At 47.1% G+C, this 18,374-nt stretch carries 20 protein-coding genes and 1 pseudogene; 19 read left to right on the top strand and 2 right to left on the bottom strand.

Going from position 1 to position 18,374, the window contains the following annotated elements:
* Nucleotides 1-196: hypothetical protein (locus tag WC1_RS24950; protein ID WP_231385706.1), on the top strand; the 196-nt coding region annotated here is incomplete at its 5' end.
* A gap of 269 nt (nt 197-465) precedes the next feature.
* A complete protein-coding gene (yibB, locus tag WC1_RS14555) occupies nt 466-1,323 on the top strand; it encodes a protein YibB (RefSeq protein ID WP_016150073.1) in 858 nt (285 codons plus the stop codon).
* A 64-nt stretch (nt 1,324-1,387) separates the two neighbouring features.
* Here the strand turns inward: yibB and WC1_RS0122740 are convergent, their stop codons facing one another.
* Nucleotides 1,388-1,696 (bottom strand): tail fiber assembly protein, encoded by a 309-nt coding sequence (locus WC1_RS0122740; protein WP_230122442.1) that lies wholly within the window; start codon nt 1,694-1,696, stop codon nt 1,388-1,390.
* 320 nt (nt 1,697-2,016) lie between these two features.
* On the opposite strand from WC1_RS0122740, the gene WC1_RS14560 reads away from it, so the two are divergent.
* From WC1_RS14560 to WC1_RS14570, 3 genes are all read left to right on the top strand, one after another.
* The gene (locus WC1_RS14560; RefSeq protein ID WP_016150072.1) at nt 2,017-3,255 is read left to right on the top strand and encodes a hypothetical protein; all 1,239 of its coding nucleotides are present in this window, start codon (nt 2,017-2,019) and stop codon (nt 3,253-3,255) included.
* An 88-nt stretch (nt 3,256-3,343) separates the two neighbouring features.
* Nucleotides 3,344-3,580, top strand: coding sequence for an excisionase (locus WC1_RS14565; RefSeq protein WP_016150071.1), 237 nt, complete (start codon nt 3,344-3,346; stop codon nt 3,578-3,580).
* Nucleotides 3,570-4,712 (top strand): phage integrase Arm DNA-binding domain-containing protein, encoded by a 1,143-nt coding sequence (locus WC1_RS14570; RefSeq protein ID WP_016150070.1) that lies wholly within the window; start codon nt 3,570-3,572, stop codon nt 4,710-4,712. Before WC1_RS14565 ends, WC1_RS14570 begins: the two co-directional genes overlap by 11 nt.
* Nucleotides 4,713-4,826: 114 nt before the next feature.
* On the opposite strand, the gene icd is transcribed toward WC1_RS14570, so the two are convergent.
* A complete protein-coding gene (gene icd, locus WC1_RS14575; protein ID WP_003030769.1) occupies nt 4,827-6,077 on the bottom strand; it encodes an NADP-dependent isocitrate dehydrogenase in 1,251 nt (416 codons plus the stop codon).
* Between the two features lie 202 nt (nt 6,078-6,279).
* On the opposite strand from icd, the gene rluE reads away from it, so the two are divergent.
* The 14 genes and pseudogenes from rluE (at nt 6,280) to WC1_RS14640 (ending at nt 18,347) form a co-directional block, all read left to right on the top strand.
* A complete protein-coding gene (rluE, locus tag WC1_RS14580; RefSeq protein ID WP_003846701.1) occupies nt 6,280-6,897 on the top strand; it encodes a 23S rRNA pseudouridine(2457) synthase RluE in 618 nt (205 codons plus the stop codon).
* Between the two features lie 34 nt (nt 6,898-6,931).
* Entirely contained in the window at nt 6,932-7,864 is a 933-nt protein-coding gene (locus WC1_RS14585) for a hypothetical protein (RefSeq protein WP_050567819.1), read from the top strand.
* A gap of 9 nt (nt 7,865-7,873) precedes the next feature.
* Nucleotides 7,874-8,335, top strand: coding sequence for an NUDIX hydrolase (locus WC1_RS14590; RefSeq protein WP_016150068.1), 462 nt, complete (start codon nt 7,874-7,876; stop codon nt 8,333-8,335).
* Between the two features lie 53 nt (nt 8,336-8,388).
* Nucleotides 8,389-9,495, top strand: coding sequence for a tRNA 2-thiouridine(34) synthase MnmA (mnmA, locus tag WC1_RS14595; RefSeq protein ID WP_003832402.1), 1,107 nt, complete (start codon nt 8,389-8,391; stop codon nt 9,493-9,495).
* 34 nt (nt 9,496-9,529) lie between these two features.
* Entirely contained in the window at nt 9,530-10,171 is a 642-nt protein-coding gene (hflD, locus tag WC1_RS14600; protein ID WP_003841885.1) for a high frequency lysogenization protein HflD, read from the top strand.
* Between the two features lie 3 nt (nt 10,172-10,174).
* Nucleotides 10,175-11,545, top strand: coding sequence for an adenylosuccinate lyase (gene purB, locus WC1_RS14605; RefSeq protein ID WP_016150067.1), 1,371 nt, complete (start codon nt 10,175-10,177; stop codon nt 11,543-11,545).
* Nucleotides 11,546-11,665: 120 nt separating this feature from the next.
* Nucleotides 11,666-11,812 (top strand): annotated as a pseudogene (locus WC1_RS24945) (SOS response-associated peptidase family protein); the annotation flags it as partial.
* Between the two features lie 153 nt (nt 11,813-11,965).
* Nucleotides 11,966-12,505 carry a cytochrome b gene (locus tag WC1_RS14610; protein WP_016150066.1) on the top strand — a complete coding sequence of 180 codons (540 nt, stop codon included), beginning with the start codon at nt 11,966-11,968 and terminating at the stop codon, nt 12,503-12,505.
* A 366-nt stretch (nt 12,506-12,871) separates the two neighbouring features.
* Nucleotides 12,872-13,528, top strand: a complete 657-nt coding sequence (locus tag WC1_RS14615; protein ID WP_003841881.1) for a thermostable hemolysin — start codon at nt 12,872-12,874, stop codon at nt 13,526-13,528.
* Nucleotides 13,509-14,951 (top strand): AMP-dependent synthetase/ligase, encoded by a 1,443-nt coding sequence (locus tag WC1_RS14620; RefSeq protein WP_016150064.1) that lies wholly within the window; start codon nt 13,509-13,511, stop codon nt 14,949-14,951. Before WC1_RS14615 ends, WC1_RS14620 begins: the two co-directional genes overlap by 20 nt.
* On the top strand, nt 14,948-15,613 hold the full coding sequence (locus tag WC1_RS14625; protein ID WP_003841877.1) for an iron-containing redox enzyme family protein: 666 nt from the start codon (nt 14,948-14,950) through the stop codon (nt 15,611-15,613). The genes WC1_RS14620 and WC1_RS14625 overlap by 4 nt, the downstream gene beginning before the upstream one ends.
* Nucleotides 15,600-16,406, top strand: a complete 807-nt coding sequence (locus tag WC1_RS14630; protein ID WP_016150063.1) for an SDR family oxidoreductase — start codon at nt 15,600-15,602, stop codon at nt 16,404-16,406. The genes WC1_RS14625 and WC1_RS14630 overlap by 14 nt, the downstream gene beginning before the upstream one ends.
* Entirely contained in the window at nt 16,403-17,023 is a 621-nt protein-coding gene (locus WC1_RS14635; RefSeq protein WP_016150062.1) for a tetratricopeptide repeat protein, read from the top strand. The genes WC1_RS14630 and WC1_RS14635 overlap by 4 nt, the downstream gene beginning before the upstream one ends.
* A 154-nt stretch (nt 17,024-17,177) precedes the next feature.
* Nucleotides 17,178-18,347: a tyrosine-type recombinase/integrase gene (locus tag WC1_RS14640; RefSeq protein WP_016150061.1), complete on the top strand. Its 1,170-nt coding sequence runs from the start codon at nt 17,178-17,180 to the stop codon at nt 18,345-18,347.
* Nucleotides 18,348-18,374 lie beyond the last annotated feature (27 nt).

The raw sequence follows: 18,374 nt of genomic DNA, 5'->3' as shown, positions 1-18,374 counted from the left end.
CTTAAGTACAATCCGCCGTGACTGGCAATCATTCAATACTCGCACTATCGAACGTTCGCCAGTCGGCCGCAATCATGCTCTTGCATACGGTGTGGTTGCGGCAACTCTCGTTACGGTTCACCATCAATTGGCCAGTCAGGTCATCTTTAATGATTTCCGTTATTACGCCAAATATCGGCTAAGGAACACTACTTGATATGCTTCAGCAACCTATTGTTATCATATATTAGAACAAAGCGACAATTTCAATAAAAATAATACCAATGAAAATTATTCACCATTGAACAATCCTTTGCAACAACCAGTTATTTTGTATATCCGTTGCTTATCAGTTTTAATATCACATGATGCTTCCCGCCTCATGTTGATACTGATAGAATGTTTCCATGTGACTGATATCAAAAAAAATATGTATTCAACATTCTTGTAGTTATTGGATAGGTATAAAACACGGATTGCTTAAAAATGAACTCATCTATTACCATTGTTACAGCATTTTTCGATATAGGACGCGGAGACTGGACGAGTAATAAAGGTTTCTCTCCTCACTTAGAGAGAACAGCTGATACCTATATTCAGTACTTTGAAAATCTGTCTGAATTGGATAATGACATGGTCATTTTCACATCCAGTGAACTTAAACCAAAAATTGAAGCAATCAGAAATGGGAAAAGCACTGTTGTAGTGGCTTTAGATATTAATAAAAAATTTCAACACATCAAAAAAAGAATTGCGCGGATTCAAAAAGATAACGAGTTCATAAGCAAACTTGAAACTCGCCAGTTGATAAACCCCGAATACTGGTCCCCAGACTATGCACTGGTTTGCAATCTGAAAACATATTTTGTAAACAGAGCTATAGAGTTAAATCTTGTGAATGATGATATGGTTGCATGGGTTGACTTTGGTTACTGTCGCAGTGCAGACGTAACCAGAGGGTTATCTCGATGGGACTATCCATTTGACCGCAACAAAGTAAATTTCTTTACAGTTAAAAAAGGCTTGATCGTCAAAACTATCCATCAGGTTTTTGACCACATGATTAACAATCGTTCCTATATTATTGGTGGGGCAATTGTAGCAACACAAAAGAAATGGAAAGAGTTTTACAAACTGGTTTGTCAGTGCCAAATAAAAACACTCAGAAATAATATAGTTGATGACGACCAAGGTGTTTTTATAATGTGCTATCATTACAACCCTAAATTAATAAAACTAAATTACCTGGGTAAGAACCGCTGGTTTAATCTGTTTAAACTATTCGGAAGGAAAGATGTAATTAGTTTATTAAGAAGATTAAAGGTATCTCTTATAGGTAAATAATTTTTAATTGAGGTATGAACAATGCCGATTCTAATCAGCCCCGGCATTGTTTTGTTTAAGTCTGTTATATGGGCAATGGAGATTCAGGCCAGATGATGTTTTGAGCATCCTCGGGGTTAATTCGGTTAAGCATTACACGGTACTTCTTCCATGCAAGAAGTGCTTTCGATTCGTCTTCCGTCGCAATGTCCAGATCAACTGCATCCTGGAGAGGAGCAATAGCAGATGTTGCAATCATCAACAGATTTGCTTTTTCCTGCGCAACCTGTCCCTGAAAAAATGCTTTTTCCGCTTCTGCATCATGAACCCATTGTGTGCCGTCCCATTTAACATATCCCCCTTCGGGGGCCACTGATACAACATTATCAGGCAGGGACCCCAGCGTCTCAATAACAGTGGGTCTACCTGTGCTGATGTCATAACAGCCTGCTGACCAGCGATGACCCCTGCTTTGTTCTGCGCATCGTCCAACTTGAAGCTCAGGAAGAAGAGATCGCCAACGAATTCCGCAATTTGCTGATCAGCAAGTTCGAAGGTGAATCAGTGGAAACTTTTATCGGAATATTTAAACCATAAGAGATTTCGATCCCCGTCCTTAAAAAGGGTGGGGATTTTATGAAGCAAAACCGGAAAATTGATCGTAAAATATCTCATCACTCAATGAAACATAATAATATTTAAAAAGGTATAGAAATGGGACTATATAGCGATAATAAAATAGTTAATTCAATAAAGGAAACAAATACTATAATTAGTAGAGATCTTGTTAGGTTTGAAGAAATGTCCAAGAAATCTGCCAAAAAGAAAGATAATAGCATATCTTTATTCTATAACACATTGGACTCAGCATGGTCGACTTTTATATCAATAATAAATAACAACCCACAACATTTAGATGAGAATACAGTTTTTAATCAAGATACTATATTTTCGCGCATGGAATTTCGAGTTGACGATTACAAGGAAAACAAGGTTTATTTTTTATCCAACTTGTTAAGAGTATTGTACGAGTACTATTTCTGGACAGGAACTCGTTCTATTGTCACGTCTAACTTTATCACAGACAGCAAATTGACATTATTAGAAAACACTTTCAAGGATAATGAAAGCAAATACCAATTTGCATGGATTCGAGACAAACTACCTATTTCACTTATGAAGTGGTTACTAAACAGTAACAAACTAACTGATGCTAGAAATTTTATATCAGATCTTGACAAAAACAAACGGAAGTTTCTCGATGATATTTCTAGCAACTTAGATATGGCTATTGATAAAATTAACAAAGACACTGAAGCATCCATATCCTTAATATCTGCTAATTTTAATGACATTAAAAAAACTATTGTAGACGGAAAACTAGAAGCCGATGCTAATTTAAAATATGTGGATGAATCAAGGGAGGAAATTAAGGCGCTAGAAGAGCGTGTGAGAAACTTAAAATCAGAGTATAATTTTGTTGGGTTAAGCTCTGGTTTTAACATAATAAAAGAAAAAAAAGAGAAGGAGCTTTCTACAACAGAAATGAATTATAAAAATTTATTTGGGACTGTATTCATTGCTCCTGTGATTGCTGTAATAATTCATTTTGCCTTCCCTGACTTATATCCTAAAGATTATTCAGCAATCTTCATTTTATTCCCATTTATTACTATTGAGATGGCAATTATTTATTTCTTCAGACTTTCATATTTAGAAGCTAAGGCTTTAAGAACTCAACTTATGCAGATTGATCTAAGGCTCAGTTTATGTGCTTTCATTGATGGGTATGTTGAATATAGAAGAAAAAATAACATTGCCATTGAAAAAGTATTAGATTCTTTTGATGCACTTATTTTTAGTCCAATACAAAACAATGAAAATAATATACCTGCAATGTTTGACGGACTTGAGGCTATTGCAGGTGTTGCTGAAAAGGTGATGAAAAAGTAATTACCATATTGAGCTGATTCACATACAAGTATCATCATAATCGTTGTCTATTAAAGCCCGGGTGCAGCCGGGCTGTATGGAGAAAATAATGTCGAGAATGATCCCCTTACTTGACTGGGCAAAAGAGGAATTTGGAGAGCAAGCACCAAGTGAACGTATATTGAAAAAATATGCAAAAGGAAAAATGATGGTACCTCCAGCAATTAAGGCTGGTCGCTGCTGGATGGTTGATCGTAATGCCCGATTTGTAGGGACACTTGTAGAACCGAACATTCCGACTTCGGCCAGCCCAAGATTACAACGGATAATTGCTGATGGTTGCTAGACCACGCACTCATAAAATCTCAATACCCAACCTGTATTGCAAGCTCGATAAGCGTACTGGGAAAGTGTATTGGCAATACAAGCACCCTGTTTCGGGGCGCTTTCACAGCCTCGGAACTGACGAGGTGGAAGCAAAGCAGGTCGCTACAGAAGCAAATACCATTATTGCTGAACAACGTACACGGCAGATACTGAGCGTGAATGACCGATTAGCCCGCATGAAAGGGAAAAGAACTGATATCACCGTTACAGAGTGGATTGATAAATACATAGCAATTCAGGACGAGCGGCTGAAGAATAATGAGCTTCGCCCAAACTCATATCTGCAGAAGAATAAGCCCCTTAGATTATTCAGGGAGCATTGTGGAATGCAACACCTCAAGGATATTTCGATGCTGGACATTGCAGAGATAACTGATGCGATAAAGGCCGAAGGGCATAACAGAATGGCTCAGGTTGTTCGTATGGTGTTGATCGATGTTTTCAAAGAAGCTCAACATTCAGGTCACGTTCCACCGGGATATAACCCAGCAATAGCCAGCAAGCAGCCAAGATATAAAGTTACCAGGCAGAGACTGTCATTTGATGAATGGGCCAAAATCTACGAAGCAGCCGAAAACCAGCAGCCTTATTTGCAATGTGGGATGTTACTGGCATTAGTCACCGGCCAGAGATTGGGCGATATTTGCAAAATGAAATTCTCCGACGTCTGGGATGATATGCTTCATATAGAGCAAGAAAAGACAGGATCCCGGCTGGCATTACCACTGAGTCTAAAATGTGAAATTCTGGGATTAACTTTACGCGAGGTAATCTCAAAATGTCGTGATGCCGTAGTAAGCAAATATCTTGTTCACTACCGACATACTACCTCACAAGCAACCAGAGGTGATGGCGTTTCATCAAATAGCCTGACTACAACATTTAAGAAAGCCAGAGACAAATGCGGCATTGAATGGGAAGCTGGAACCGCCCCAACTTTTCATGAGCAACGATCGCTTTCAGAAAGAATATATAGAGAACAAGGGATTGATACACAGAAATTATTAGGACACAAATCAAGAAAAATGACAGACAAATATAACGACGACAGAGGTAAGGATTGGATAGTTGTCGAAGTAAAAACAGGGTGAGCACGCCTGATTTTTTGGGGAAAGGTTTTGGAGAGAGTTTTGGGGAAACAATTTTGCAGGCATAAAAAAACGGGAACCAACTGGCTCCCGTTCTCATACAACCCAATATCTGGATTACATGTTTTCGATGATCGCGTCACCAAACTCTGAACATTTCAGCAGCTTAGCGCCGTCCATCAGACGTTCGAAGTCATAGGTTACGGTCTTGGCGTTAATCGCACCTTCCATACCTTTAACGATCAGGTCAGCCGCTTCAACCCAACCCATGTGGCGCAGCATCATTTCTGCAGACAGAATGATAGAACCTGGGTTCACTTTATCCTGACCTGCATACTTCGGTGCAGTACCGTGGGTTGCTTCGAACAGTGCGCATTCGTCACCGATGTTTGCACCCGGCGCGATACCAATACCACCAACCTGTGCGGCCAGCGCATCGGAGATGTAGTCACCGTTCAGGTTCATACAGGCAATCACGTCATACTCAGCCGGGCGCAGCAGGATCTGTTGCAGGAACGCATCGGCGATAACATCCTTAACCACGATCTCTTTACCGGTTTTCGGGTTCTTGATTTTCACCCATGGACCGCCATCGATCAGTTCGCCACCAAATTCTTCACGCGCTAACTGGTAACCCCAGTCTTTGAACGCGCCTTCGGTGAACTTCATGATGTTGCCTTTGTGTACCAGGGTAACTGAATCACGATCGTTGGCGATGGCGTATTCAATCGCTGCACGTACCAGACGTTTAGTCCCTTCTTCAGAACACGGTTTGATACCAATACCGCAATGTTCCGGGAAGCGTATTTTCTTCACACCCATCTCTTCGCGCAGGAATTTAATCACTTTCTCAGCATCGGCAGAGTCAGCTTTCCACTCGATACCCGCGTAGATATCTTCGGAGTTTTCACGGAAGATGACCATATCGGTCAGTTCAGGGTGTTTAACCGGGCTTGGAGTACCCTGATAATAACGCACAGGACGCAGGCAGACATACAGGTCAAGTTCCTGACGCAGAGCTACGTTCAGAGAGCGAATACCGCCGCCAACAGGAGTGGTCAGAGGGCCTTTAATGGCAACACGATATTCACGAATCAGATCTAAGGTTTCAGCAGGCAGCCAGACGTCCTGGCCATAAACCTGAGTGGATTTCTCACCGGTGTAGATTTCCATCCAGGAGATTTTACGCTCGCCTTTATAGGCTTTCTCGACAGCAGCATCGACAACTTTGATCATCGGTGGGGTTACATCAACGCCGATACCGTCGCCTTCAATGAACGGGATAATCGGATTTTCAGGAACGTTGAGTTTGCCGTTTTGCAGGGTGATCTTCTTACCTTCCGCCGGAACAACTACTTTGCTTTCCATTCACCTCTCCTTCGAGCGCTTCTGGTTCTGCTCGTCTGTCATCGCGCTGCATGTGCGTTTGCGTCCTGCTGCACGAATGCGTTAGAGCAATTTTTTGTTAATGTTTTGTAATGAGCATGTCAATACTACCCTAATGTTCGCCGCCATGAAAGACACTCGTTCTTAGGCTATAATGCGGCAATTGATATAATCTGAAAATACCATGCAAAAAACTTCTTTTAGAAATCACCGGGTTGAGCGATTCAGCTCACGACAAGTCACTAAGCAGCGTAAAGAAAACCAGCCAAAACGCGTGGTTTTGTTCAATAAACCCTACGATGTTTTGCCACAATTTACTGACGAGGCTGGCAGAAGCACGTTAAAAGATTTTATTCCCTTGCCGGGAATTTATGCGGCGGGCCGACTCGACCGGGACAGCGAAGGGCTTTTGGTGCTGACCAATGACGGCGCACTGCAGGCGCGGTTAACGCAACCCGGTAAGCGTACCGGGAAAATTTATTACGTCCAGGTTGAAGGCGAGCCGACAGCAGAAGCGCTGGACGCCCTGCGTACCGGAGTAACGCTCAATGATGGTCCCACGCTACCCGCAGGCATTGAGGTAGTAGAGGAACCCGTATGGCTGTGGCCGAGAAATCCGCCGATTCGGGAGCGGAAAAATATCCCCACCACCTGGCTGAAAGTCACCTTATATGAAGGCCGCAACCGCCAGGTTCGCCGTATGACAGCACATGTTGGATATCCTACGCTGCGTCTCATTCGCTATGCTATGGGGGATTACACGCTGGAAAATCTCGCCAACGGCGAGTGGCGGGAGCTCTAGCATCAGGCCTTTACAGCGCCATTAACAAGGAAGAATGAAAGAAATGGACAAACGACTCATCGCGCCACTCATTCTGTATGCCGTATCGCCATTGGGTTATGCCGCGCAGAATTGTGAAGCGACAGCAGGTATCGCGGCAGGCGCGGCTGATTATCTCTATGAAACCGCTCAGGTAAAAACAACCTCCCGACTACACTTCAACTCCGCACCAGATGTTGAATGTCAGCTCCCTGCTTTCCTGGTCAACGGCAATACGGTAGAGGTGTTAAGAGAAGCGCGATCGGCCCAATCAGCAGACGCTCCCGTTCATACTTTTCGCTATGTTCGATACCGTGATGCCAAAGGCATGTTCGCCACAGGCTGGGTCGCGGCTGAAGGTCTGGTACCTCTGACGACTCCCTTATCCGTAAATCCGGCCTGTAAGAAATGGGCGCACAAAGAGATGCCGCAACGCGAAAGAATGCCCCCCGTTGCTGATAATCATTATCAGGTTACAGGCAACGATCGCGCCTGGTTTTATACCATGCCAACGGAACAGTGCCGCAGCCAGTCCGTTTTTTTGGTTCCCGGCGACATTATTTCCACACAAGAGCAGTCAAAAGATGACTTTATTGAAGCGGTTTATTACACCGCCGATCGCCATATCGTACGCGGCTGGTTGAAAAAGTCACAACTCCAGCCTTTAAACAGCGGTGATAACTACCGCTATGATATCAATCCATTATCGACAGACGAAGCTACACGAGTCGCGACCCTCAGCCTTCGCCCGGACTATCAATGCATTTTTTATGAAAGCTGGAATGCTAAAAAGGCCATTAAGATTATCGTACGCGAGGATCATCAAACTGCATTGTGTCGCGGAGGGGCCGACCCACAAACGTCGCCTCCTGTGGCTTATATCAGTATCGACAAGACCAGCGGTGAAATTAGTTGGCCAGATGTTGCCGAAGGTTTTGCTGAGGAATAAGGGGGAAACATGTTCAAACCGCACGTCACGGTCGCCTGCATTGTGCATGCAGAAGATAAATTCTTAGTCGTTGAAGAAACGATCAATGGCAAGGCCTTGTGGAATCAACCCGCAGGACACCTGGAAGCCGACGAAACGCTGGTGCAAGCCGCAGCACGCGAACTATGGGAAGAAACGGGCATTAAAGCACAGCCACAGCATTTTGTTCGTATGCATCAATGGATTGCACCGGACAGAACGCCCTTCTTGCGTTTTCTTTTCTCTATCGAGCTTGCCAATATGTGCGCTACTGAACCCCATGACAGCGATATTGATTGCTGTCGTTGGGTCAGCGCAGAAGAGATTTTCTCTGCGCCAAACCTGCGTTCGCCGTTGGTTGCAGAGAGTATTCGCTGTTACCAGAGCGGCCAGCGCTACCCGCTGTCCATGATCGGTGAATTTAACTGGCCATTTACAGAGGGTGTCAAGTAAAGGGCTGCGTGCTAGAATATGCCGCCTTGAAGTTCAATGTTGTGAGTATTCCTATGTCTGAAAGCCCAAAAAAAGTGATCGTCGGCATGTCCGGCGGTGTCGATTCCTCCGTTTCTGCCTGGCTGTTACAACAACAGGGCTATCAGGTAGAAGGCCTGTTCATGAAGAACTGGGAAGAGGACGATGGCGAGGAATACTGCACAGCGGCCGCCGACCTTGCGGATGCACAGGCTGTTTGTGACAAACTCGGCATTGAACTGCATACCGTCAACTTTGCCGCAGAATACTGGGACAACGTCTTTGAACTGTTCCTTGAAGAGTACAAAGCGGGTCGTACGCCGAACCCGGATATTCTGTGCAATAAAGAAATTAAGTTTAAAGCCTTCCTTGAGTTTGCCGCCGAAGATTTAGGTGCCGATTACATCGCCACCGGTCACTATGTGCGTCGCGCAGATGTCGACGGCAAAAGTCGCCTGCTGCGTGGGCTCGATGGTAATAAAGACCAAAGTTATTTCCTCTATACGCTCGGCCATGAGCAAATCGCGCAAAGCCTGTTCCCGGTCGGTGAACTGGAAAAACCGCAGGTGCGTAAAATTGCCGAAGACCTTGGTCTGATTACGGCCAAGAAAAAAGACTCCACCGGCATCTGCTTCATTGGCGAACGTAAGTTCCGCGAATTTCTTGGTCGCTACCTGCCGGCTCAGCCAGGCAAAATCATCACCGTTGATGGTGAAGAGATTGGCCAGCATCAGGGGCTGATGTACCACACTCTGGGTCAGCGTAAAGGTCTGGGTATTGGCGGAACGAAAGAAGGGACAGAAGATCCATGGTATGTAGTGGATAAAGACGTAGAGAACAACATTCTGGTTGTCGCTCAGGGTCATGAACATCCACGTCTGATGTCTGTTGGCCTGGTGGCGCAACAGCTGCATTGGGTCGATCGCGAACCGTTCACTGGTACCATGCGCTGTACGGTGAAAACCCGCTATCGTCAGACCGACATTCCGTGCACCGTTAAGGCACTGGATGCTGAGCGTATTGAAGTCATTTTCGACGAGCCAGTCGCGGCGGTTACGCCGGGTCAGTCGGCTGTCTTTTACAATGGCGAAGTGTGCCTCGGCGGCGGCATTATCGAACAACGATTGCCTCTGCCGGTATAATTACTTACACATTTGATACAAGGAAGCAGTGAACGTGGCAAAGAATTATTATGACATCACCCTCGCCCTGGCAGGCATTTGCCAGTCGGCACGCCTGGTGCAGGAACTGGCGCACCAGGGGCATTGTGATGCCGATGCATTACACGTTTCACTGAACAGTGTCATCGACATGAATCCCAGCTCTACGCTGGGCGTGTTTGGCGGCAGCGAGGCCAACCTGCGTTTGGGGCTGGAAACAATGCTCGGCGTACTGAACGCCAGCAGTCGCCAGGGACTGAACGCTGAACTCACTCGTTACACGCTAAGCCTGATGGTGCTGGAGCGTAAGCTGTCAGCGGCCAAGGGCGCTATGGACACGCTGGGAGATCGTATCAGCGGCTTGCAGCGCCAGCTGGACCATTTTGATTTGCAGTCAGAAACGTTGATGAGTGCGATGGCTGGCATTTATGTTGACGTCATCAGCCCACTCGGCCCGCGTATTCAGGTCACGGGTTCCCCGGCCATCCTCCAGAGCCCGCAGGTTCAGGCTAAAGTACGCGCTTCGCTGCTGGCTGGCATCCGTGCTGCCGTGCTCTGGCATCAGGTTGGTGGAGGCCGTCTGCAACTCATGTTTTCTCGTAATCGCCTGACGACTCAGGCAAAACAAATTCTTGCTCATTTAACCCCGGAGTTGTGATCTATGGAATTATCCTCACTGACCGCCGTTTCCCCTGTCGATGGACGCTACGGCGATAAAGTCAGCGCGCTGCGCGGGATTTTCAGCGAATACGGTTTGCTGAAATTCCGCGTACAGGTTGAAGTACGCTGGCTGCAAAAATTGGCCGCGCACGCAGCGATCAAGGAAGTTCCTGCTTTTGCTGCCGACGCAATCGGTTACCTTGATGCGATCGTCGCTAACTTCAATGAAGAAGATGCTGCGCGTATCAAAACCATTGAGCGTACGACCAACCATGACGTGAAGGCAGTTGAGTATTTCCTGAAAGAAAAAGTGGCGGATATCCCGGAACTGCACGCCGTTTCCGAGTTTATCCACTTCGCATGCACCTCAGAAGACATCAACAACCTGTCTCACGCGCTGATGCTGAAAACCGCACGCGACGAAGTGGTTCTGCCGTACTGGCGCCAGCTTATCGACGCGGTGAAAGATCTGTCTGTACAGTATCGCGATATTCCTCTGCTCTCCCGTACCCACGGTCAGCCAGCCACCCCGTCTACGCTGGGCAAAGAAATGGCTAACGTGGCCTACCGTATGGAGCGTCAGTATCGCCAACTCAATCAGGTTGAAATTCTTGGTAAGATCAACGGTGCAGTCGGTAACTATAACGCCCATATCGCCGCTTACCCGGAAGTTGACTGGCATCAGTTCAGCGAAGAGTTTGTCACCTCGCTGGGCATCCAGTGGAACCCGTACACCACGCAGATTGAGCCGCACGACTACATTGCCGAGCTGTTCGACTGCATCGCCCGTTTCAACACCATCCTGATCGACTTTGACCGTGATGTCTGGGGCTACGTGGCGCTGAACCATTTCAAACAGAAAACTATCGCGGGTGAAATCGGCTCTTCCACCATGCCGCACAAAGTTAACCCCATCGATTTCGAAAACTCCGAGGGTAACCTGGGCCTGTCTAACGCGGTTCTGCAGCACCTGGCGAGCAAACTGCCGGTCTCCCGCTGGCAGCGTGACCTGACTGATTCTACCGTTCTGCGTAACCTGGGCGTAGGTATTGGCTATGCGCTGATCGCCTATCAGTCCACGCTGAAGGGCGTGAGCAAACTGGAAGTGAACCGCGATCATCTGCTGGATGAACTGGATCATAACTGGGAAGTTCTGGCAGAGCCGATTCAGACCGTGATGCGTCGCTACGGTATTGAGAAGCCATACGAGAAGTTGAAAGAACTGACCCGCGGCAAGCGCGTTGACGCCGAAGGTATGAAGCAGTTTATCGATGGTCTGGCACTGCCGGAAGAAGAGAAAACTCGCCTGAAAGCAATGACGCCTGCCAATTATATTGGTCGCGCCATCACCATGGTTGATGAACTGAAGTAATCAGCAACTCCCCAGATGCTGAACAGAAGCCGGATAAGCGTAAGCGATTCCGGCTTTTTATCACCCGCTACATTATCCCTTCCCCCCCACCACATTTGCCCCCAAATAAGTAACAATCTATGGTGGTCTAAGCTGCTACTAATTTATCCACGATCTGAAACTGCAGCCACCCGCAGAATGTTTAAACCACTCTGGCAGCATGGCCGCGCAATTTTCTTTGCTGATGGTTGCTACGAATGGAAAAATGAAGGCAACAAGAAACAGCCCGGATTGCCGGAAAGGACCCGTAAGTGATAATAATTATTAAAACATTCACGTGCGGTCATTGGAATAACAATTTCTTAATCTCTCAACGAAAATAAGGATTTGTTAAGCTTCATACTTTATGGTCGATGCAACACACCCTTTGAGGAAACAATAATGATGAAATTCTCAAAACTTCAGATTCGCTTACACTGGCTGACTCTGATGTTAATAGCGATAACCTATGCAGCTATGGAGCTACGCGGCTGGTTTTCTAAAGGCAGCAACACCTACCTGCTCATGAAAGAAACACATTACAATGCCGGGGTATTTGTCTGGTTTTTAATGATAATACGATTAATTATTAAACATAAGTATCATGACCCAGCCATCACTCCGCCCCCACCGACCTGGCAGATGATGGCTGCTAAAATAATGCATATCCTGCTATACATTTCTTTTTTGGCTCTGCCATTATTAGGTATTGCAATTATGGCTTACGGTGGGAAGGACTGGAGCTTCTTAAGTTTTAACATTTCACCTTTCGTTACTCCTGACGGGGAAACAAAATCACTTATTAAAGATATTCACGAAACACTGGCAAACGTCGGATACTTTTTAATTGCAGCGCATGCAGGTGCAGCGTTATTTCATCACTACGTCCAGAAAGATAATACTCTTTTGAGAATGATCCCTGACTGTAACGATAAGAAATAAATACAAATTTTAATGTTTAACATTACAGCAGGCACTCAGTGAATGCCTGCTGTAATCCTGGAGAATTGGTATCGCGCCTTTTGGTAGTTCTTTAGTGCGATCAATGGCTAATTCAACTCCCATAATTACCTCCGATGTATACACTGTTTTTTTATACAGCCCCCCTGTAAGCAGAAATGATCAACGATTTAAGAGCGCAAATTATTAATTTTTTACGTAATGTATTTACACATCAGATATTCCGTTTTTTCGGGTCCTACACATTTTTGTCGCGACATTGGATTTAAATTACCTGGCTCATGCTCAACTTAATGTTGACATAATGTTGACTCGCCATACTGGTAAGACGCTAAAAGAGGTCTTCCTATGCGAATCTTATCTCCTTATACGTTGCGCTGGCTTCCAGGTGAACGTGAGCAAAATGATATTTCAGAGTTTATTCGTGAAAGTTATTCTCAGTTTTATCATGCTTCTCTTCCTCGCTGCATGCCATGGTTACTTGGAATGTTCGATGCCAACGGAGAATTAAAAGCAGCCTGTGGCGTCCAGCCGGCCTCAATGGGCAAGATATACCTCGAACACTATCTTGATGTCCCGGTTGAAGTCGTGCTGTCTGCACGATTGTCACATCCCGTTTCACGCGACTCGATTGTTGAAATTGGTAATTTTGCCGCGAGCGATGGGGCAAGCGCCCGAATAATGTATGCGGCTCTATGCCTGCTTCTCAATCAATACTGCTATTCGTGGATTGTCTTTACCGGAACTAAAAAAATACGCAATACCTTTTTCCGCCTGAATCTGCAACCAGTCACATTGATGCCTGCTGACTCGACAAGGCTTGGCGAAGCTGCGCGTGAATGGGGGAGCTATTACGAACATGACCCGCAAATTATGGCGGGGGAGTTACATGGTGGGCAAACCACACTGAGTCAGACCAGCCTGTTGCTGGGAATGTTTGCTGATCCGCCTTCTGCTCCCTGGATAACCCCTTCCGGAGGATCTTATGCTTCTGAACACGCTTGAGAAACAGGCTGCGCTTCAGCCAAATGCCATCGCCCTGCAGGGCGATTCTCGCTCGTGGAGCTGGCAGCAATACCATGATGCCGTTAAAGCAGTGGCCGAACAATTATCTGCCCTCAAGGTAAAACGGCTGGCACTTGAAATGGATAACAGCCCTGAATGGGCCATCATCGATCTCGCATGCCTGATAAGTGGAGTGGTGATCATCCCTGTCCCCTCCTTTTTCAGCGGGCAACAGAAAGCCTGGGTACGATCATCAGCCTCTGTGGATGCACAAATCGGTGGAGAAATCCTGGCGGATTGGCAGGAACACGATTTTGTACTCGGGAGACTGCAAATCCGTGCAGTAGAGGACCCCGTGACTCTGCCGGCAGGAACGGCAAAGATAACGTATACCTCCGGTACAACCGGAGAGCCAAAAGGCGTCTGTCTGAGTCTGGATGGTATGGTATGGATGGCTCAAACGTTAGCGGCCGCATTGCACCCCCTGAAACTGGAAAAACACCTGGTGACACTGCCCCTCAGTATTCTGCTGGAAAATCTGTGCGGCGTTTACATCCCTCTGCTACTTGGCGCTGAGACGGTGATTCTCCCACCCTCCCGGATTGGGTTTGAAGGTTCCAGCCGCTTTAATCCAGCCCAGTTTCTTCAGGCGCTGACCACCTGGTGCCCACAAAGTCTGGTGCTGGTACCAGAGTTGCTACGTGTGTTACTGCATCTACACAAGCAGGTACCAGGCAGTACGCAATCTTTACGGTTTGTCGCCGCAGGCGGTGGCAAGGTTCCGGCTTCATTGCTGACAATGGCGATAAAGAGTGGCTTACCTGTATATGAAGGATACGGTCTCTCAGAATGTGGCTCTGTCGTTGCCCTCAATCTGCCCGACGCTATAAAAGAGAACAGCGTCGGTCGGCCATTGCCAGGTATCCAGATCAATGTTGATGACCAGCAACAATTGTGTGTCACCAGCCCGGCTAACGCTTTGGGATATCTGGGATCCGCACCAGCCTCCCCAACAGTTGCCACCGGCGATCTTGGCAGTGTTGATGAACACGGGTTTGTTCGTATTCAGGGGCGCCTGAAGAATGTCCAGATAAACGCTTTTGGTCGTAATTTTTCACCTGAATGGCCTGAGGCAGAGGCCATGACCTGTCCAGCTGTACGCCGGATAGTGATTTTTGGAGAAGGCTTAAGGCATAACGTTGCACTCGTCGATGTCTTCGACGGGCAACAGATGCAGGCCCGCGAGCAGCTGCTGGCCCTTTCAGCTCGCCTGCCTGATTATGCGCAGTTCCATCGCCTGTTATTCACTTCAGCTATATCAGAGCCTGGCATGCTCACTGCAAATGGCCGCCCACGCCGGGAACTCATCCGGCAATCCCTCTGGCAACACATTCTCACCTGTAGTGAAGAGGAGTCATCATGAGCTTTTATAACAAATTACAACAACAGACTGAGGCCGAACGCCGGAGTTTACTCTCCTCGCCTGTCATCGCGCGCTGCCAGACTGGTGACATCTCGCGCGACCTGTATATCGCTTTTCTGACACAGGCTTACTATCACGTCAGCCATACCGTCCCCCTGTTGATGAGTGCTGGCAGCCGTTTGCCAGCCTCACATGAAGCCATTCGGGGCGCAATTGCTGAATATATTGACGAAGAGTACGGGCATCAGGAATGGATCCTGAACGATATTCAGGCTTGCGGCGGTGATGCGGAAAGCGTTCGCAATGGCACCCCAGGGATACCGATAGAAATGATGGTGGCCTGGCTCTACTACCGCATTGAACGGGTCAACCCTATGAGTATTTTTGGCATGGTACAGGTTCTGGAGGGAACCAGCGTATCTATTGCTACCGCGATTGCAGCCCAGGTGGAACGGACACTGGGGTTGCCAGAACAGGCGACAACCTACCTGCGTTCACACGGTGAACTTGATCAAGGACATCTTAAATTTTTCGCCTCACTTATGGATACCGTGACTGACGAGGCCGATCAGGCAGCCATTATCTATGCCGCTCGTCGCGTCTATCACCTGTACACAGAGATGCTTAACCAACTGGGGCAGACCACGTATGAACCTGCATGATAAAACCGTTCTGCTGACTGGCGCCAGCGGTGGTATCGGACAAGAGCTGGCGCACAGGCTGGCGCACAAAGGAGCCAGACTCTGCCTGGTTGGACGAAATGCACAGGCGATGACGCTTCTGAAAGAGATGCTTCCCTATCCGGAACGGCATCATATTGTGCTAATGAGCAGTTATACTGATGACGAAATCGTCGCGCTGGCCAGCAGATTCAAAGATGAGAACAAACTGGATATCCTGATCAACAATGCCGGAACCAGCCGTTTTGCACTGTTTGAACAACAGTCTTTTGACGATATTCGGGAACAGATTAGAACCAATATCGAAATCCCCACTCTGTTGACCCGCGCCATGCTGGATAAGTTTAATCCACAGGGCATCATCCTAAACATTGGTTCGATATTTGGTGAGATTGGCCACCCTGCCTGGAGCGTGTATAGCGCCACCAAAGCGGCCACGCACCGTTTGTCGGAAGCGCTGGGGCGCGAATTAAAGGGGAATGGTATCAGCGTACTGTATGCCGCGCCGCGTGCTACCGAAACGGCGCTCAACAGTGACGAGGTTTACGCGCTTAACCGCAAACTGGGCAACAGCAGTGACTCCCCACAATTTGTCGCCGTACGTCTGGTACATCTCCTTGAGACAGAGCAGAAACGCTACCGCTTCGGCGCGATGGAACGTTTGTTCGTTAAAATCAATGCCTGGTTTCCCGGTATGGTAGACAAAGCGCTGGGTAAAAAATTAGCAGTGATCCAGTCCTATACCCAGGGCACATTCAAAGGTGAAGACAAATGAAAATTATGAAAACGTTGCTCCTGACAGCAGCTTTTCCCGCCTCTGCCATGGCGGCTACCACGCTGGAAAACCTCCAGCACGACTGGTCCGTTTGTCAGTATCAGACCCTTGAAGCAAAAAAAGAGAGCTGCTTTACCACACTAAGTCAGCGGGCCCATAGTGCGAGTCAGGCAAAAAATAATGCTGACGCAGCATTGCTTATTTGGTCGGCGATTATCGACAGTAGCTGGGCGGGGGCTAAAGGAGGGCTGGGTGCATTGAGTCTGGTCAAACAGGCCCGTAGCGATCTGGAAAAAGCGATCAGCATCGACCCCAATGCTTTACAAGGATCAGCCTGGACCAGCCTTGGGGCGCTATATTATCAGGTTCCCGGCTGGCCGATTGGGTTTGGTGATAAAAACAAAGCCGAAGAAATGCTGAAAAAAGCACTGGCGATCAATCCTGATGGCATCGATCCAAACTATTTTTATGGTGACTTTTTGCTGAAAGAGAAAAAGACTGGCGAAGGGAAACGCTATCTGGAAAAGGCTCTTAAAGCGCCGGCTCGCCAGGGGCGTGAGATTGCCGACCAGGGACGCCATCGCGATATAGCAAAAGACCTGGAAAGTATTCAGTAAAATATTCAACCCCTGCGTTGTTATAACGCCAGGGGTTGTTGATCTGTAAATCCGTGTCACCTTTCCTCAATTGGCGAACTCTCCGTGATGATTTACTCGGTAATGATCATAAGGGCATTTCAGTCCCCCCATACCCATCCCATATGGTTTTAGGGTGTATTCAGGCAATCTTCGTGCGCTCATAACAAGTGAAATACAGCTCGGTAAGTTCGACTATGCGGAACGTTTCCCGGAATCCAAAGCGCTTAAGAAGTTCATCACAACCAAAAAAATCACCACGTTTAAAGAACTAAGTGATTTTTTTACAGACACCAAAGCCTTAGAGGTATCTGGTGCAACACTGCTATCGCTTACTTCGGTTGTAAATACGTTACTACGTGTAATCGGAGAAAATACCCGTCTGGTAGATATTGAGCATGCCGACATCTTGCATTACCGAAAGGAGTTATTGACCGGTACAATTATTAACCCAGCGATGCCGAATCTGGCCAGGCAGGGCCGCGCGCCCTCAACAGTCAATAAACAGATGGCAGTTTTATCAGAAATGCTTAAGCTCGCAAACCGAAGCCAGTTTATATTGCATGCTCCTTATGAAGGAGTGTCGCGACTCAAGTTATCTAAAAATGATCCCGACCCACTTTTACTTCATGAGTACCAGGCACTGATAGCCGCCCTTCCCCGTAGCCAGGCATTAATCATCATTGTTGCCGTTCATACGGGGATGAGGCCGGGCGAGATATGCGCCCTGGCATGGGAAGACATTGATTTGGTAAAAGGTGAAATCCACGTATCCAGAAGTTTGACGAATAAGCGAGTATTTGTACCCCCTAAGACAGATGCCGGAATAAGGACGATAACGTTGCTTAAACCTGCTCTGGATGCACTGAAGGAACAATACGAAGTCACCGGCGCTAATCCGAAGCAAGAAATTCGATTTCACCATCGGGAGATCGGAAAAACTGAGCAGCAATCTCTTCGCTTCGTTTTTTCACCGACAGCATATTCGTCAAAAAAAGGCAGTTACTTCTCCAAGAACTCGATTGCCTATGGCTGGAAGCGAGGCACTAAACTTGCAAATATCCGCGAAAGGAATCCTTATCAGTCACGGCATACCTACGCATGCTGGACGTTGATGGCCGGAGCGAACCCGTCATTCATAGCGAGTCAGATGGGACATGAAGATGCGCGCATGGTGTACGAGGTTTACTCCAAGTGGATTAGCGACATGAACCAGGATCAGGTCAACATGCTGAACAATCAGATGCCAACGGCACTGCCCCCAGGGCGCCCCCACGGGCAGGGGAGCATGAGAAAAGTTATTTAATTTCATAGCGCTGCTTTCAATCCACAT

The sequence above is a fragment of the Citrobacter sp. KTE30 genome, assembly GCF_000398825.1.
GTDB classification, from domain to species: domain Bacteria; phylum Pseudomonadota; class Gammaproteobacteria; order Enterobacterales; family Enterobacteriaceae; genus Citrobacter; species Citrobacter freundii.
The sequence above is the reverse complement of the archived record's forward strand: the minus strand, read 5'-3'. Positions and strand labels throughout refer to the sequence as shown.

Coding starts and splice junctions, on each gene's coding strand:
- WC1_RS14560 (WP_016150072.1), top strand. CDS start 2,017: ATGGGACTATATAGCGATAATAAAATAGTTAATTCAATAAAGGAAACA.
- mnmA (WP_003832402.1), top strand. CDS start 8,389: ATGTCTGAAAGCCCAAAAAAAGTGATCGTCGGCATGTCCGGCGGTGTC.
- icd (WP_003030769.1), bottom strand. CDS start 6,077: ATGGAAAGCAAAGTAGTTGTTCCGGCGGAAGGTAAGAAGATCACCCTG.
- WC1_RS14610 (WP_016150066.1), top strand. CDS start 11,966: ATGATGAAATTCTCAAAACTTCAGATTCGCTTACACTGGCTGACTCTG.
- WC1_RS14635 (WP_016150062.1), top strand. CDS start 16,403: ATGAAAATTATGAAAACGTTGCTCCTGACAGCAGCTTTTCCCGCCTCT.
- WC1_RS14590 (WP_016150068.1), top strand. CDS start 7,874: ATGTTCAAACCGCACGTCACGGTCGCCTGCATTGTGCATGCAGAAGAT.
- WC1_RS14565 (WP_016150071.1), top strand. CDS start 3,344: ATGTCGAGAATGATCCCCTTACTTGACTGGGCAAAAGAGGAATTTGGA.
- WC1_RS14630 (WP_016150063.1), top strand. CDS start 15,600: ATGAACCTGCATGATAAAACCGTTCTGCTGACTGGCGCCAGCGGTGGT.
- WC1_RS14620 (WP_016150064.1), top strand. CDS start 13,509: ATGCTTCTGAACACGCTTGAGAAACAGGCTGCGCTTCAGCCAAATGCC.
- WC1_RS14570 (WP_016150070.1), top strand. CDS start 3,570: ATGGTTGCTAGACCACGCACTCATAAAATCTCAATACCCAACCTGTAT.
- WC1_RS14625 (WP_003841877.1), top strand. CDS start 14,948: ATGAGCTTTTATAACAAATTACAACAACAGACTGAGGCCGAACGCCGG.
- purB (WP_016150067.1), top strand. CDS start 10,175: ATGGAATTATCCTCACTGACCGCCGTTTCCCCTGTCGATGGACGCTAC.
- WC1_RS14615 (WP_003841881.1), top strand. CDS start 12,872: ATGCGAATCTTATCTCCTTATACGTTGCGCTGGCTTCCAGGTGAACGT.
- WC1_RS14585 (WP_050567819.1), top strand. CDS start 6,932: ATGAAAGAAATGGACAAACGACTCATCGCGCCACTCATTCTGTATGCC.
- rluE (WP_003846701.1), top strand. CDS start 6,280: ATGCAAAAAACTTCTTTTAGAAATCACCGGGTTGAGCGATTCAGCTCA.
- yibB (WP_016150073.1), top strand. CDS start 466: ATGAACTCATCTATTACCATTGTTACAGCATTTTTCGATATAGGACGC.